We start from the raw sequence: 15279 nt of genomic DNA, 5'->3' as shown, positions 1-15279 counted from the left end.
CGCTGCGCTCCTCGCACAACCGGCGGGAGCGCCCTGCGCCGCCGATCGAGCGGAGGTCAGACGGTCGCGACGTGGGCCGGCGAGTGGCCCGCCAGCACCTCGGCGACCGCCTCGGCCGCCATGCGGAAGGTGGCCGCCAGCGCACCCTCGGAGAGCCCGGTCGTGTGCGGGCTCAGCAGCACGCGCGGATGCCCGGCGAGCGGATGATCCGCCACCGGCTCCTGCGCGAAGACGTCGAGCCCGACGCCGCTGAGCACCCCCTCGTCGAGCGCGGTGCGCAGCGTCTCGACGCGCACCAGGTCGGCGCGGGCGCAGTTGACCAGCACCAGGCCGTGCGCAGCGGTGCGCAGCAGCTCGATCGGCAGCAGCTCTCCGCCGCCGCCCGGCAGATGCAGCGTGACCGCATCCGCGCGGCGCACCGCCTCCTCCAGGCTCACGTTCTCGTACGCCTCGGCCCGCACGAACGGGTCGTGCACGATCACCCGCATGCCGAAGGCCTCGCCGAAGCCTGCGATGATACGCCCGATGCGGCCGAACCCGAGCACCGCGAAGGTCTTGCCGTGCAGATCGCCGGGCACCGGCACCGCAGCGGTGCCCCAGCGGCCGGAGGCGACGAACGCGTGCGATTCCCCCACTCGCTTCACGAGGGAGCAGATCATCGCGAACGCGCCCTCGGCGACGGCGCGGCTGTTGCTGCCGGGGGTCACCGCGACCGCGACCCCGCGCTCGGTCGCGGCAGCGACGTCGACGCGCTCGACGCCCACGCCGGTGCGGGCGACGACCCGAAGCCGGGGCATGCGCGCGAGCAGATCGCGGTCCACGTCGAAGGCCGCGCGCACGATCGCGCCCTCTGCCTCCGCGAGATCCCCCGCCGAGGGATCGGCGACGAAGATCGTGCCCTCCGGTAGATGGGGCCGCACGAGCTCGGGATCGACCGGGCCGAGGCCGACCACGACCGGTGCATCGTCTCTTACCTGCCCGCGGTCATCCTGCGCGGAGCGAGGCACGAGCACAGTCGCAGCAGCCTCGCCCGAGATTCTGCGACTCGCAGGCTCGCGCAGAATGACGGAGGGGGGATTCTGCGTCTCACCCGCACCGGGCGCGCGGTCCGCGCCGCTCATGCCCACAGCCCCAGCCCGTCGGGAATCGAGGCGCTCACCGCTGAAGCGAGCAGCGTCGCGTCCGAGCCGATGGCGAGGAAGTCGAAGCCGCGATCCCGATAGCGCTCCGCCCCCGCGCGGTCGTTCGCCAGGATGCCGGCGACCTTGCCGTGCCGCCGGCACGCCTCGACCACCCGATCCAGCACTGCTTGGAAGCCGGGATCGTCGAACTGCCGCGGCACACCGAGCGCGTAGCTGAGGTCTTGCGGCCCCACGAAGAGCACGTCGGCCCCGGGGGTCGCGGCGATCGCCTCGAGATCGTCGACCGCACCGCGGGTCTCGATCTGCACGATCCCGATCGCCTGCTCGTTCGTCCGGTCGAGGGCCGCGGTGTCGAGCGTCCACCGCGCAGCGCGGTTGTAACTGGCCACACCGCGGTCGCCCTGCGGCGGGTACAGCTGATGCCTGCGCGCCTCCGCCGCCTCCGCCGCGCTCGAGATGCGCGGGAACATCACGCCCGCCGCACCGGCGTCGAGCGCGCGCCCGATGCGGATGCGCTCCGGCTGCTCTACGCGCACCAGCGTCGCGGCGCCGTACGCGCCGGCGGCGACGACGATCGCGCCCACCTGGTCCTCGTCCCCGCCGCCGTGCTCGAGGTCGACGAGCACCCAGTCGAGACCGGCCGCCGCGCACGCCTCGGCCGCCGTCACCGAGCCGAGCCCCAGGAAGGTGCCGACCGTGGGTTCGCCCGAGCGGAACCGCTCCCGCAGCGCGCGGCCGGGAGCGAGGGGGCCGGCCGCAGACCCCGTGCTCATCCGTGCCACCGCTGCAGCGCGAGGCCCTCGCCGTATTCGACGAGCTTCTCGGAGGTGTCGACGCGCTCCCACACCTCGGCCGGCGACACGTCCCACCACACCTCGGAGGCGGGCAGGTCGGCGTGCGGGATCGTGGGCACCACGATCACCACGGGGCCGGGCACGTCGCGGGTCTCGTCGAGCGCCGCGCGCACCTCGTCGGCGGTGGTGGGCCTGCGCACCTCGGCGCCGAGACCCGCGGCGACCTGAGCGAGGTCGATGCGCAGGTACTCGCCCTCGAGGCGCCCCGCATCGGCGCCGGCCAGGGATCCCCCGCCCTCGCGGTAGCGGAACTCGTTGCCGAAGTGCTCGCCGGTGCGCCACATCTGCAGGCGGCGGATCACCTGGTAGCCGTGGTTCTCGGAGATGACGACGGTGAAGGGGATGCCCTCCTGCGCCGCGGTGACGATCTCGGTGGGCATCATCACGAAGGTGCCGTCGCCGATGAACGCCGTGACACGGTGCGAGGGATCCGGATCAGCCACGCGCACGCCCATCGCGGCGGGCAGCTCGTACCCCATGCACGAGAAGCCGAACTCGAGGTGCGCATGGCGTGCGCCGGTCGCGTCCCACACCTTCTGCAGGTCGCCGGGCGGGCCGCCGGCGGCCGCGACGATCGTGTCGCCCGGACGTGCGTGCTGCTGCATGAGGCCGATGAGCTGGCCCTGGGTGAGCACGGCGTCGGTCTGCGGCAGCTCGGGGTGCTGCTCCTTGGGGAAGCGGGTGTCGGGATCGAGCGCGGCGTCGCGCACCGGGACCCAGGCGGCCCGGGCCGCCTGGACATCGACCGCCCACGCGGCGGGGATCCGGTAGTCGCCGAGCTCGGCGGTGAGTGCCTCGAGCGCGAGCTTCGCGTCGGCGAGCACCGCGGCGGCACCCTGCTTCACGGCGTCGTGCTCCACCACGTTGATCGAGGCGAAGCGCACGTCGGGATTCGCGAAGAGCGACTGAGAGGCCGTGGCGAAGTCGGTGAGGCGGGTGCCGATGTGCACGATGAGGTCGGCGCGCTCGGCGAGACGGTTGGTGGTCGGCGAGCCCTCGAGCCCGATGCCGAAGACGCTCCACGGGCCGTCCTCGGTGATCGCCCCCTTCCCTCCGAAGGTCTCGCTGACGGGCAGCAGGGTCTGCTTGCCGAGCGCGGTGAGCTCCGCCTGCGCGTCGGAGTAGATGACGCCTCCGCCCGCGATCACAAGCGGGCGCTCCGCGGCGCGGATCAGCTCGGCCACCCGCGCCACCTCGGGGGCGTCGGGCACGCGCCGACGGATCACCCAGTCGCGCTCCTCGAAGAACTCGACGGGGAAGTCGAAGGCGTGCGACTGCACGTCCTGCGGCAACGAGACCACGACCGCACCGGTTTCCTCGGCGCTCGCGAGCACGCGGAACGCCTGCGGCAGCGCGGTGAGCAGCTGCTCGGGGCGGGTGATGCGGTCGAAGAAGCGCGACACCGGGCGGAAGGTGTCGTTCGCCGTGACGTCGGGGGTGCCGGGCAGGTCGAGCTGCTGCAGCACGGGGCCCTGACGACGCGTCGCGTAGGTGTCTCCGGGGAAGAGCAGCAGCGGAATCCGGTTCACGGTGGCCAGCGCCGCCGCCGTGACGAGGTTCGTGGCTCCCGGGCCGATCGACGCCGTCACGGCGAGGGTCTGACGGCGCTTCGATGCCTTCGCGAAGCCGGTGGCCATGTGGCCGAGCGCCTGCTCGTTGCGGCCCTGCACGAAGGGCAGGCGATCCGCGTGCTCGGCGAGCGCCTGGCCCAGACCGGCGACGTTGCCGTGTCCGAAGATGCCGAGCGCCGCGGGCACGAAACGGCGCCGCTCGCCGTCGGCGACCGAATGCTGAGCGGCGACGTAGCGCACGGTCGCCTGCGCCACGGTGAGACGCACGGTACGCCCCGATGTTCCCTGAACCATGATTCAGATGCTCCCTTGCTTCCTTGTATTCTTCCGGTCATCCTGCGGCCGCGGAGCGGATCGCAGGATCTCAATTGCGATTCGGTGGATCCTGCGACTCGCAAGCTCGCGCAGGATGACGGGGTAGGTGCGGGCCCAGCGCCCCCTGAAAACTGTTGAGGTGGGCGGGTGAAGCCGACGGCGTGCAGAGCGGCCGGTCGGGGTGTGCGGCGAGGAGCTTGGCCGGGTCTGGCGGGAGCGTTCAGCCCTCGGCGCGCAGCGCCAGGGCCGGACGCGGATGGATGAGCTCCTCGCAGAAACCCCTGGTCGGCCGCGATCCGGCAACCCCACGATCCCGACCCCACAACCTCACCCGTGCATGATCACGGTCTTCACTTCACTCATCTCCTCGATCGTGGAGCGCACCCCTTCCTTGCCGTAGCCGCTGGCCTTGAAGCCGCCGTACGGCATGAGGTCGGCGCGCCACAGCGGTGTCCACCCGAGGTGCACGCTGCCGGCGTCGATCTCGCGCATCGCGCGGATCCCCTCGGAGAGCGTGCCGCCGAAGACACCGGCCGCGAGACCGTAAGGGGTGCCGTTGGCCGCGTCAATCGCTTCGTCGAAGCCGCTGACGGTGGTGACCGCGACGGCCGGCCCGAAGAGCTCCTCCTGCGCGAACGCCTGGCGGGTATCGACACCGGTCACGATGGCCGGCGAGATGAAACCGCCGTCCCGCTCGCCGCCGGTGAGCAGCGTCGAGCCGTCGGCCACCGCCTGTGCGATGCTCTGCTCGACGCGCTCGGCCTCGCGCTGGGCGATGAGCGGGCCGAGCGCGACCCCCTCCGCGAAGGGATCGCCCGTGCGGATCGCCCGCACCTTCGGCAGCAGCGCGTCGAGGAAGTCGGCCTCGACGTCGCGGTGCACGACGACGCGCTGCACCGAGATGCACACCTGGCCGGCGTTCACGTAGCCGCCCGCTGCGACCGCGGACGACGCCTTCTCGATGTCGACGCCGGGCAGGATGAGCGTCGGCGACGAGGCGCCGAGCTCGAGCGAGAGCTTCTTGACGCCCGCGATCGCGGCGATGCGCTCGCCCACACCAGTCGAGCCGGTGAAGGAGATCTTGCGCACCCGCGGATCGCTGACGAGCGCGTCACCGAGCACGCCGCCCGATCCGGTCACCACGGAGATGGCGCCCTCGGGAACGCCCGCCTCGACGAAGATCTGGGCGAGCGCCAGAGCGGTGAGCGGGGTCGCTCCGGCGGGCTTGAGAATAACCGCGTTGCCGGCAGCCAGGGCCGGGCCAACCTTGTGCAGCACCAGCAACGCGGGGTAGTTGAACGGAGTGATGGCGACGACGATCCCGACAGGCTGGCGCAGCGTGAAGCCCACCTTGTCCTGCCCCGTACCCGGGTTCGCGTCGAGAGGCAGGCTGTCGCCGTACAGCTGGCTGCCCTCGTAGGCCGAGAGGCGGATGATCGATCCGGATCGGCGCGCCTCGCCGGTCGCCTCGGCAAGCGGCTTGCCGTTCTCGGCCGAGATCGTCGCGGCGAGCTGCTCGGCGCGGGCGTCTGCGAGGTCCGCCGCGCGATTCAGGATCGCGGCGCGCTCGTGAGCGGGAGTGCGACGCCACACGGCGGCTCCCCGCTCGGCCGCGGCGATGGCGGCGTCGACGTCGGAGGCCGTCGCCACCGCGACCTCTCCAACGGGGCTGCCATCGTAGGGCGAACGCACCTCGGCGCGCGCACCGTCCGCCGCCTCGCGCCACTCGCCGCCGATCAGCAGCCCGTAGCTGCCGTACTCACGCGTTCCCTGCTCGCTCATCGCCGCCCCTTCATCCTTGAACTTGGACCGGTCCAAATCGTACGCGCAAGATTGCCGCCCGTCAACCTCGGCGCCTGCCGCCTTCCACAAGCGGGAGTCGCGTTCTGCCGGTATCGCCCGGGGCGAAGCAGCAGAACGCGACTCCCACTTCCCGCTAGTGCGTGCGCGGCGACGGGGCCCGAAGAGATCCCGCGCCGCCCGCTTCCGCGGACGAGCCGGGCCGCCGCGCGGTCAGGCCCCGGACGACTCCCGCACCACGAGACTCGGCGGGATCAGCACCTCGCGCCCGCGCCGAACGGACGCCGAGGCGGAGAGGAGCGCCTCGGCCGCCTCACGCCCGATGCGGCGGTTGTGCGGGTCGACGCTGGTGAGCGAGATGCGCGGGATCGACGCGAGGGTCGAATCGTCGTAGCCGGTCACGCGGCAGTCCTCCGGCACCCGCACCCCTGCCTCTTCGAGCGCGGCGATCACGCCGAGCGCGGTGAGATCGTTCACCGCGACGACGGCCTCGGGCGGCGCGCCCGCCGCCAACATCCGCTCCACCGCGCGACGCGCGCCCGCCTCGGTGAAGTTGGCGCGCTCCACCACGAAGAAGTCCTCCAGCCCGTGACGCGCGACGGCCGCCCGGAAGGCGCGTTCACGCGAGGCCGACACCGTGCCCCCGGCGCCTCCGACGAACACCATGCGCGCGACCCCATGATCGACGAGGTGATCGACGACCAGGTCGATGCCCGCGACGTCGTCGGTGCGCACCGTGGCGACCGTGTCGTCGGTCGCGTCGATCGCACTCGCCACGACGGTCGGAATCGTAGCCGTGAGGTCGGAGAGCTCCGAGAACTCGGGGATCGTGCCGACGGTGATGAGCCCCGCAGGGCGCAGATCCCGGAGCACCGCGAGGTTGTCGCGATCGAGCACGGGCTCCCCGCTGCCGTCATCGACCTGCGCGGTGACGATCATGGTCCGCTGCCCGGCCTCGCTGAGACGCGCCTTCGCGGCGCCCACGATGTCGGCGAAGATCGGGTTCGAGAGGTTGGAGACGAGGATCCCGACGAGATCCCGACGACCCGCCGACAGCGACTGGGCGACGAGGTTGGGGCGGTACCCCAGCGTCTCGGCCGCGAGCAGCACTCGCCGCCGCTCCTCGCTGACGTTCTCGCCCCCGTTGAAGACAAGCGAGACGAGCGATTTCGAGACCCCGGCCTCGCGGGCCACATCGCGGATCGTCGGGGGGCGGACATGCGCCGCCTGATCCCGCGTCTGCTCCGTCATCGCCGCCTCCGTCACCCTGCCGTGCACCGCTTGCCGCCGCGCCACCTCTCACATCCTAGAGCTCGGTGCGCTCCCGATCCTCGCCCATCGCTGCCCGCCCTGCCGACCCTACGCGGTGAATGCCGCCGCGAACGCGTCGAGCGCGGCGTCGGGATCCCCGCTCGCCCAGGCCTCCATGCCGATCACACCCTCGTAGCCCAGCTCGCGCAGCGCCGCGGCGACCGCCTCGTAGCGGATCTCGCCCGTGCCGGGCTCGCAGCGGCCGGGCACGTCGGCCACCTGGATCTCGCCGATCCACGGCAGCGCCTCGGTGACCAGCTCGACGAGGTTCCCCTCGCCGATCTGCGCGTGGTACAGGTCGAGGTTGAGGCGCATGCCGGGGCGATCGACGGCGCGCACGAGGGCGAGGGTGTCGGCGGCGCGGGCGAACGGCGTGCCCGGGTGGTCGACGGCGAGATTGAGGTTCTCGAGCACGAAGGTGCGGCCGGCCTCCTCGCCCAGCGCGGCCAGCTCGCGAAGCGTGTCGGCGGCGCGGATCCAGTCCTCGCCGCTCACGCTCTCGCGGGGCACGACCGGCAGGCCGCCCTCGCCGAGCCCGGTGCCGTGCAGGTTGAGGCGCGGCGAATCGATGACCTCGGCGGCGCGCAGCGACTCCTTCGCGGTGGCGATGAGCTCGGCGCGGCCCGCGTCGGTGGTGAGGTCGCCGCGCAGGTACCCGGTCATCGACGAGAATTCGGCGCCCGTCGCGGCGAGCGCCGCGAGATCCTTCGTGCTCCAGTCCCAGATCTCGACGAGGAAGCCGCGGTCGTGGATGCGGCGCACGCGCTCCGCGAACGGCAGCTCGGGGAAGAGCATCTCCGCGCAGGCGGCGAGGCGATAGGTCATCGTGGGGTCCTCTCGAACAGTGCGGGATCGGCGCCCGGGGCGCCCGGTTCAGAGCGCGACGGCGACCGCGACGCCCTCGGCGGCGGAGCGCTGTGCGGCGTCGGCGAGGATCAGCGCGGCGCGACCGTCCTCGAAGGTGGGGCTGGTCGAGGCCTCGCCGCGCACGAGCTTCACGAACTCGCGCAGCTCGTCGGCGTAGGCCTGGGCGTAGCGCTCGAGGAAGAACGCGCCGAAGGCCGGCTTCGCGTCGACCGCGTCGGCGGTGGAGGCGCTGACGAGGCTCGTGGGCGCGTTCGCCACCTGCAGCATGCCCGTCGCCCCGAAAGCCTCGAGGCGCTGGTCGTATCCGATGGCGCTGTGGCGCGAGTTGACGATCGTGACGACCGCCCCCGATGCCGTGCGCAGCGTCGTGACGGCGGTGTCGAAGTCGCCGTGCTCGCGCGCGCCCGGGTCGAAGGCCTGCGTGCCGGTGGCGCTGACCGAGACGATGTCGGGCAGGAAGAAGCGCGCCATGTCGAAGTCGTGGATGGTCATGTCGCGGAAGATGCCGCCCGAGACCTTTACGTAGTCGGCGGGCGGGGCGGCCGGGTCGCGGCTGATGATGATGAGCTGCTCGAGTTCGCCGATCTCGCCGGCGGCCACGCGATCCCGCACCGCCGCGAAGTCGCGGTCGAAGCGGCGGTTGAAGCCGAGGGCCACGGGCACGCCGCTCGACTGCACGAGCGGGCGCAGCGCGTCGACCCGGGCGATGTCGAGGTCGATCGGCTTCTCGCAGAGCACCGGCAGGCCGGCGCGCACCGAGGCCTCGATGAGGTCGACGTGGGTGGGTGTGGGGGATGCGATGAGCACCGCGTCGAGCTCGCCGGAGGCGCCGGCAGCGATGAGCTCTTCCGCCGATTCGGTCGCGGTGCCGCCGAAGCGCTCCGCCACACCGCGGGCCCCGTCCACGAACGGGTCGGCGACCCAGGCGAGCGCCGCATCGGGGGCGGCCGCGATACTCGCGGCGTGCACCTGGCCGATACGGCCGGTGCCGATGAGTCCGAGGCGGACGGGAGTCTGCGTCATTGCGGTGTCCTCTGGGTCGGTGCCGGAGTCAGGGCCGGGATCGGGCGCCGCGCCCCCGTACCCCGAGCCCGTAGCTCTATTTGATAAGACAATACGTCTTAATCAGTATAGGGTCTGGGCCGGCCCGAAGCGAGGGATCGCCGCAGAGGCATCCGGCGATCCGCCGCAGACGCGAGCGCCCCGTGCCCGCTCGCTCTTCGCGCGTCAGTAGTTGTCACCAAAACTGCCGGGAGGCAGCAACTACTGGCGCGCGAAGATCGTGCGCGAGCGGGAGGGAGGGCGAGGGCAGAACCGCGGCCCCGGCCGTTCCGGTGCGACCTGTTCCGGCACGACCCGAACCCCGACTCAGGCGCGGGGCGCTGCCGCGGATCCGCGCACCGAAAGCCGCGGGGTGAACAGGCTTTCGGGGCCGGGATCCGGATCGGCGTCACCCTCGAGCAGCGCTACGAGGGCCCGGCCCGCCGCCTCGCCCAGCTCCCGCGGATCGCCGCTCACCGAGGTGAGTGAGATGAACTCGTACGCCGCCAGCGGCGAGTCGTCGTAGCCGACGACCGACAGGCCGCGGGGCACCTCGAGGCCGTGATCCCGTGCCGCGCCGATCACACCGACGGCCATCGGGTCGTTCACCGCGAACACGGCCGTGGGCGCAGGGTCGGTTCCGGGCGACGGGGAAGCAGCGGCTCGGGGTCCATCGGACGCCGCGACGGCAGCACCGGATCCTCCCGCCGCGAACAACTCCACCGCGACCTCGCGCGCCGCCGCCTCGGTCGTCTGTGCCGCGCGCACCACCCGCGGCACCAGGCCGCGATCCCGCATCTCGGCGAGATACCCCGCCTCGCGCGCCGCCGCGCTCGCACCCGGACCCGTGACGCACGCGATCTCGCGGTGCCCGAGTTCGGCGAGGTGCGCCGTGGCGAGCCGCCCGCCCATACGCTCATCACTCGCGATCAGCGGGGCGTTCGGGAGCTCGAGCGCACGCGTGCCGAGCACGACCGCGGGCACGGTCAGCCGCTTCACCGCCGCCTCGGGCACCTCGCCGGCCAGCACCACCCCGTCGACCCGCAGCGAGCGGAACACCTCGAGCGGATCGAGCCCCAGGTGCGCGTTCAACGACGCATCGGCGACGCTCAGGCTGTACCCGCCCGCACCGAGCGCGGAACGCAGCCCGGCCAGCGCCGGGGCGAACCAGAGGTTCTCGAACTCGTCGATCACCACGCCGATGCTGCGGGTGCGCGTTCCGGCGAGGCCGGCGGCCAGCCGGCTGGGCGTGTAGTCGAGCTCGGCGACCGCGGCGAGCACCGCGTCGCGCTTCTCGTCGCTCACGCGAGGGGATCCGCGCAGCACGAGGGAGACGAGCGACTTCGACACGCCGGCGCGCTCGGCGACGTCGTAGATGGTGGGCGACTTGCTCACGCGCGGCTCCTCTCGTGCGCACCGCCGATGCTCCGGCGGGATCGGGGCTCGGAATGCTCTCCGGTGTTTCGCATTGACAGCGCGGCCCCATCAAGGTTAGCGTGACCTATGTTGGAGCGCTCCAACGTAGTCGTCGAGCGGAATCACGCGGGCGATCCTGCGCTCCACCCGACCCCGTATGCTCACGCTCCGGCCGCTCGGCTCACATCTCGAAAGGACCTCCCATGACCGCCTCACTCGGCGTCGCCGTCATCGGCGCAGGCATGGCCGGCAAGGCCCACGCGGCCGCCTACCGCGCGGCATCGACGCTCTACAAGCCAACGCTGCCGCAGATCCGCCTCGTCTCGATCGCCGACATCAACGTCGAACTCGGCGGCGAGGCCGCGGCGCGCTACGGCTTCGAACGGCACGACGCCGACTGGCGCGCCCTCGTCGACGACCCCTCGATCGACGTGGTCAGCGTGGTCGTCGCGAACTTCCTGCACCGCGAGATCGTCGAGGCGCTGCTCGCCGCCGGCAAGCACGTGCTCTGCGAGAAGCCCCTCAGCGACACGATCGAAGACGCGCGCGCGATGGCCGATGCGGCCCGCGCCGCAGACGCGAAGGGCACGCTCGCGCGCATCGGCTACAGCTACCTCCGCGCCCCGGGCATCGCCTTCATCCGCAAGCTCATCGACGACGGCCGCCTCGGCGAGATGCTGCACTTCTCGGGCCGCTATTGGACCGACTACGGCTGCCGCCCCGACGCTCCCATGAGCTGGCGCTACCAGGGCCCCGCGGGATCCGGAGCCCTCGGCGACGTGGGCAGCCACCTCTCGTACATCGCCGAGCACCTCTGCGGCGACGTGCAGGAGGTCTCCGGCGGCCGCTTCCACACCTCGATTGCCGAGCGCCCCAAGCCGCTCGGCGCCGTAGTGGGTCACACCCGCGGCAACGTCAGCGACGAGCTCGCGCCCGTCGAGAACGACGACTACGCGACCTTCAACGCCCGCTTCGCGCGCTGCGTCGGCACGCTCGAGGTGTCGCGCGTCGCCGCGGGCCACCCGAACGACCTCGTCCTCGAGATCTTCGGCTCGAAGGGCGCCGCCCGTTGGTCGCAGACGAACCCCGGCCAGGTCGAGGTGATGCTGCACGACGAGCAGGGCGACCTCGCCGGCTATCGCACTGTGCCGCTCGGCCCCGCCCACCCCCACTACGCGGGCGGCTGGGCCATGGACGCCCCGGGCGTCGGTATCGGTCAGAACGACCTGTTCGTGCACCAGGCCCGCGCGTTCCTCGAGGAGGTCGCCGGGATCCCCGAGGCCGAGTCGCTCCCCCGCTGCAAGAGCTTCGACGACGGCGTGCACAACATGGAGTTCCTCGCCGCCGTCGCCGCATCCGCCGCCCAGCGCGGCGCAACCGTCACCGTGAAGGAGGACTGACCCATGAAACTCGGCGTCTACAACGCGATCCTGCACGACCGCAGCCTCCCCGAGGCCATCGAGGTCGTGCGCGGCCTCGGCCTCGCCGGCATCGAACTCAACACCGGGGGCTTCCTGCCGCCGGTCCACATCCCGAACCGCGACGACGTCCTCGCCTCCGACGCCGCCCGCGACGAGTTCCTCGGCCAGTTCGAGGGCACCGGCGTCTCGATCGCCGGCCTCAACTGCAACGGCAACCCGCTGCACCCGAAGCCGCTCATCGGCGACGCGCACGCGGCCGACGTGCGCCGCTCGATCGAGCTGGCCGCGCGCCTGGGGCAGGATCGTGTGGTCACGATGTCCGGCCTGCCCGGCGGCGAGCCCGGCGCGACCGTCGTCAACTGGGTCGTCAACGCCTGGAATTCGGCCGCGCTCGACGTGCTCGATTACCAGTGGGATGTCGCCGCGAGGTTCTGGCGCGAGATCGACCGCTTCGCCGCCGACCACGGCGTCAAGGTGGCGCTCGAGCTGCACCCGCAGAACGTCGTGTTCAACTCGGCCGACGTGCACAAGCTCATCGAGCTCACCGGCGCCACCCACGTGGGCGTCGAGCTCGACGCCTCGCACCTGTTCTGGCAGCAGATGGATCCCGTGGCCGTGGTGCGCCACCTCGGCGAGCTGGTCTTCCACGCCGCCGCCAAGGACGTGCGCGTCAACCCCGAGTTCGCGCGGCTCAACGGCGTTCTCGACAACTCCTTCCGCCGCCTCTCCGCCGACGAGCCCCGCACCAACCTGGGCGGCGACGAGTGGGCCAACGAGTGGCCGAAGCAGTCGGCGTGGGATTTCGTGGCACTCGGCAAGGGCCACGACACCGCGTACTGGACCGAGTTCCTGCGGGCGCTCCGAGAGGTCGACCCCGCGATGTGGGTGAACATCGAGCACGAGGACGTCTCGCTCAGCCGCATCGAGGGGCTCGAGGTGGCTGCGCGGGTGCTGCGCGACGCCGACGCCGCGCTCGACGCGTAGGCCGCTCGGGGGCGTCGGCACCATCCGGCTTCATCATCAGATGATGCTGGAATCCGCGGCTCGATCCGGAGTACGGTGAGGGGATGAGCGAAACCACCACCCCCGCGCGTCGTCGCGGCGGCCCCCAGCGCGTCTTCACCGTCGACCGCACCGAGCAGGTGAGTCCGCATCTCGTGCGCGTGCACCTCGGCGGGGAGGACTTCGCCGCGTTCGTGGGCGAAGCCGACCCGGAGCGGATCGCGAAGACGGACAAGTACGTGAAGATGCTCTTCGCGAAGCCCGAGCTCGGGCTGACCCCGCCGTACGACCTCGAGGCGCTCCGCGAGATCCTGCCGCTCGAGGACCTGCCGGTGCGGCGCACCTACACGATCCGCTCGATCGACGAGGATGCGGGGACGATGGCGGTCGACTTCGTGGTCCACGGCGACGAGGGCATCGCCGGGCCCTGGGCAGCGGCGGCCGAGCCGGGCGATCTGGTCTCGCTCTCGGGGCCGGGCGGGCAGTTCGCGCCGTCGACCGACCCGGCGATCCCGCGGCTGCTGCTCGGCGACGAGTCGGCCCTCCCGGCCATCGCGGCCGCGCTCGAGGCCATGCCCGCGGAGGCGGAGGGACTCGCGCTCATCGAGGTCGGCGACGCCGACGACGAGATCGAGCTGGCGCATCACGCGGGCATCGAGGTGCGCTGGCTGCACCGGAACTCCCCGGCGGGCGAGGCGGCGGTGCACGGCACCGTGCTTCTCGAGGCCGCGCGCGCCCTGCCCCGGCCCGAAGTGCTGCCGGAGGTCTTCGCCCACGGCGAGCGCGAATCGATCAAGGGCCTGCGCGCGCTGCTGCACGACGACTGGGGCATCGACCGCCGCGCGCTCTCGCTCTCGGCCTACTGGGCGCTCGGCCGCGCCGAGGACGGCTTCCAGGCCGAGAAGCGCGAGGCCGTGGGGCAGATCTTCCCCGAGTAGAGCACGCGGTCGCGCCGCGGCCCCCGTACTCGTCTGCCGCGTGCGGGGGCCGGGGCGTGGGCCGGGGCGTGCAGGAGGGCCGGCTACTTCTCGAGCAGGTATATCGCGCCGGTCGTCACGTCCTCCTCGAGCTCCTCGAGGGTGCGTCCGCGCGTCTCGGGCACGAACCTCCACACGAAGAGCAGCGCCACCAGGCCCACGGCCGCGAAGAGGTAGAAGGTGCCGGTGATCCCCACGGCGTCGACGAGCGACAGGAAATACAGCGACAGGAAGCCGTTCGTCACCCACAGCATGAAGACCGAGAAGCCCATGCCGAAGCCGCGCATGTGCAGGGGGAAGATCTCGGACAGGTACACCCACACGGCCACGTTCAGGAAGGTCTGCATCGATCCCACGAACAGCACCACGAGGAAGAGGATCACCCAGGGGCGCAGCGGGTGGCCCACCGGCAGCGCCATCGAGGCGAGGCCGATGAGCAGGTGGCTGCTCGTGGTGAGCGCGAGGCCGGTGATGAACGTCTTGCGGCGATCGAAGCGGTCCATCATGGCGAGCGCGATGACGGCGCCGATGACGGCGATCACGCCGGGGGCGATGTTGGCCACGAGCGCGGCGCGCTCGTCGAAACCCGACTCCACGAGCACGGTCTGCCCGAAGTACATGATCGAGTTGATGCCGGTGAGCTGCTGGGCGATGCCCACGCCCACGCCGATGAGCAGGATCTTCAGCAGGTTGCGATTCGAGAAGATCGCGCGCCAGCCGAGGCGGGTCTCGCCGGCCTCCTCCGCGGCGATGCGCTCGAGATCGCGCATCTCGGCGACCGCCCGATCCTCGGAGCGCACTGACCTCAGCACCGCGAGCGCCTCGGCCTCGCGCCCCTTCTCCATGAGCCAGCGCGGCGACTCGGGCACCCGCAGCATGCCGAAGAACAGCGCGATGGCCGGCAGCGCGCATATGGCGAACATGATGCGCCACACGCCGTCGAGATGCCCGAGGGTGTTGCCGATGATCGCGTTGACGACGAATGCCGCGAGCTGGCCGACCACGATCATGAGCTCGTTGCGGCCCGCGAGCGAGCCGCGGATCTCGTAGGGTGCCATCTCGGCGAGGAACACGGGCACCACGGTTGAGGCGCCGCCCACGGCGAGACCGAGCAGGATGCGGCCGATCACGAGCACGGTGAGACCCGGGGCGGCGACGACGAAGACGGTGCCGACGAAGAACAGCACGGCGAGCAGGATGATCGTCTTGCGGCGCCCCCAGCCGTCGGCGAGGCGCCCGCAGAACATGGCGCCGATCGCGGCGGCGAAGATCAGGGAGCTCGTGACGACACCCTCGGTGAAGGGGTTGAGCCCCAGCTCGGCGGCCATCGGGCGCAGCGCGCCGTTGATGACACCCGTGTCGTAGCCGAACAGCAGGCCTCCGAAGGTCGCGATCAGCGCGACGACGCCGAGCCGCTTGCGGTGCGGACCGTCGGTCAGCGAGGGCAGCGTCGTTCTACTCGGATCGATCGTTCCTGAGGCCAATGGGACTCCTTCGTCAAGCTGACGCTCCGATTGCAATGGAGCGTTCCACCCAGGGTAACAATGTCGTTACATAACAAC

Annotated in this window: 12 protein-coding genes; 3 read left to right on the top strand and 9 right to left on the bottom strand. The window is 71.8% G+C overall.

Features of this window, described 5'->3' with window-relative positions; all coding sequences use genetic code 11:
• Positions 1 to 56 precede the first annotated feature (56 nt).
• The 8 genes from EVS81_RS09290 to EVS81_RS09255 all read right to left on the bottom strand — a co-directional run bounded on the left by EVS81_RS09290 (position 57) and on the right by EVS81_RS09255 (position 10296).
• Positions 57 to 1121, bottom strand: coding sequence for an NAD(P)-dependent oxidoreductase (locus EVS81_RS09290; protein ID WP_130110143.1), 1065 nt, complete (start codon positions 1119 to 1121; stop codon positions 57 to 59).
• On the bottom strand, positions 1118 to 1915 hold the full coding sequence (locus EVS81_RS09285; protein ID WP_130110142.1) for an HpcH/HpaI aldolase family protein: 798 nt from the start codon (positions 1913 to 1915) through the stop codon (positions 1118 to 1120). The genes EVS81_RS09290 and EVS81_RS09285 overlap by 4 nt, the downstream gene beginning before the upstream one ends.
• Entirely contained in the window at positions 1912 to 3861 is a 1950-nt protein-coding gene (gene iolD, locus EVS81_RS09280; RefSeq protein ID WP_130110141.1) for a 3D-(3,5/4)-trihydroxycyclohexane-1,2-dione acylhydrolase (decyclizing), read from the bottom strand. The genes EVS81_RS09285 and iolD overlap by 4 nt, the downstream gene beginning before the upstream one ends.
• A 348-nt stretch (positions 3862 to 4209) precedes the next feature.
• Positions 4210 to 5664 (bottom strand): aldehyde dehydrogenase family protein, encoded by a 1455-nt coding sequence (locus EVS81_RS09275; RefSeq protein ID WP_130110140.1) that lies wholly within the window; start codon positions 5662 to 5664, stop codon positions 4210 to 4212.
• Positions 5665 to 5895: 231 nt separating this feature from the next.
• Positions 5896 to 6933, bottom strand: a complete 1038-nt coding sequence (locus EVS81_RS09270) for a LacI family DNA-binding transcriptional regulator (RefSeq protein ID WP_130110139.1) — start codon at positions 6931 to 6933, stop codon at positions 5896 to 5898.
• Between the two features lie 108 nt (positions 6934 to 7041).
• Complete coding sequence (locus EVS81_RS09265; protein WP_130110138.1) at positions 7042 to 7818, bottom strand: TIM barrel protein; 777 nt, start codon at positions 7816 to 7818, stop codon at positions 7042 to 7044.
• A gap of 48 nt (positions 7819 to 7866) precedes the next feature.
• Positions 7867 to 8883, bottom strand: coding sequence for an inositol 2-dehydrogenase (gene iolG / locus EVS81_RS09260; RefSeq protein WP_130110137.1), 1017 nt, complete (start codon positions 8881 to 8883; stop codon positions 7867 to 7869).
• A 345-nt stretch (positions 8884 to 9228) separates the two neighbouring features.
• Complete coding sequence (locus tag EVS81_RS09255; protein ID WP_130110136.1) at positions 9229 to 10296, bottom strand: LacI family DNA-binding transcriptional regulator; 1068 nt, start codon at positions 10294 to 10296, stop codon at positions 9229 to 9231.
• A gap of 224 nt (positions 10297 to 10520) precedes the next feature.
• On the opposite strand from EVS81_RS09255, the gene EVS81_RS09250 reads away from it, so the two are divergent.
• The 3 genes from EVS81_RS09250 (at position 10521) to EVS81_RS09240 (ending at position 13678) form a co-directional block, all read left to right on the top strand.
• Positions 10521 to 11717 (top strand): Gfo/Idh/MocA family protein, encoded by a 1197-nt coding sequence (locus EVS81_RS09250; RefSeq protein WP_130110135.1) that lies wholly within the window; start codon positions 10521 to 10523, stop codon positions 11715 to 11717.
• A 3-nt stretch (positions 11718 to 11720) separates the two neighbouring features.
• The gene (locus EVS81_RS09245; protein ID WP_130110134.1) at positions 11721 to 12722 is read left to right on the top strand and encodes a sugar phosphate isomerase/epimerase family protein; all 1002 of its coding nucleotides are present in this window, start codon (positions 11721 to 11723) and stop codon (positions 12720 to 12722) included.
• A gap of 83 nt (positions 12723 to 12805) precedes the next feature.
• A complete protein-coding gene (locus EVS81_RS09240) occupies positions 12806 to 13678 on the top strand; it encodes a siderophore-interacting protein (protein WP_130110133.1) in 873 nt (290 codons plus the stop codon).
• A gap of 83 nt (positions 13679 to 13761) precedes the next feature.
• Here the strand turns inward: EVS81_RS09240 and EVS81_RS09235 are convergent, their stop codons facing one another.
• Positions 13762 to 15201, bottom strand: coding sequence for a sugar porter family MFS transporter (locus EVS81_RS09235; protein WP_130110132.1), 1440 nt, complete (start codon positions 15199 to 15201; stop codon positions 13762 to 13764).
• Between the last annotated feature and the right edge of the window lie 78 nt (positions 15202 to 15279).

Source organism: Leucobacter triazinivorans (assembly GCF_004208635.1).
In the GTDB taxonomy this organism is placed as follows: domain Bacteria; phylum Actinomycetota; class Actinomycetes; order Actinomycetales; family Microbacteriaceae; genus Leucobacter; species Leucobacter triazinivorans.
Note: the sequence above shows the minus strand (reverse complement) of the source record. Positions and strands in the feature narration are given on the sequence as shown.

What these genes read in the sequence shown, in the direction of transcription:
- iolD (WP_130110141.1), bottom strand. Translation starts at nt 3,861, where the DNA reads ATGGTTCAGGGAACATCGGGGCGTACCGTGCGTCTCACCGTGGCGCAG.
- EVS81_RS09275 (WP_130110140.1), bottom strand. Translation starts at nt 5,664, where the DNA reads ATGAGCGAGCAGGGAACGCGTGAGTACGGCAGCTACGGGCTGCTGATC.
- EVS81_RS09240 (WP_130110133.1), top strand. Translation starts at nt 12,806, where the DNA reads ATGAGCGAAACCACCACCCCCGCGCGTCGTCGCGGCGGCCCCCAGCGC.
- EVS81_RS09270 (WP_130110139.1), bottom strand. Translation starts at nt 6,933, where the DNA reads ATGACGGAGCAGACGCGGGATCAGGCGGCGCATGTCCGCCCCCCGACG.
- EVS81_RS09245 (WP_130110134.1), top strand. Translation starts at nt 11,721, where the DNA reads ATGAAACTCGGCGTCTACAACGCGATCCTGCACGACCGCAGCCTCCCC.
- iolG (WP_130110137.1), bottom strand. Translation starts at nt 8,883, where the DNA reads ATGACGCAGACTCCCGTCCGCCTCGGACTCATCGGCACCGGCCGTATC.
- EVS81_RS09290 (WP_130110143.1), bottom strand. Translation starts at nt 1,121, where the DNA reads ATGAGCGGCGCGGACCGCGCGCCCGGTGCGGGTGAGACGCAGAATCCC.
- EVS81_RS09285 (WP_130110142.1), bottom strand. Translation starts at nt 1,915, where the DNA reads ATGAGCACGGGGTCTGCGGCCGGCCCCCTCGCTCCCGGCCGCGCGCTG.
- EVS81_RS09265 (WP_130110138.1), bottom strand. Translation starts at nt 7,818, where the DNA reads ATGACCTATCGCCTCGCCGCCTGCGCGGAGATGCTCTTCCCCGAGCTG.
- EVS81_RS09250 (WP_130110135.1), top strand. Translation starts at nt 10,521, where the DNA reads ATGACCGCCTCACTCGGCGTCGCCGTCATCGGCGCAGGCATGGCCGGC.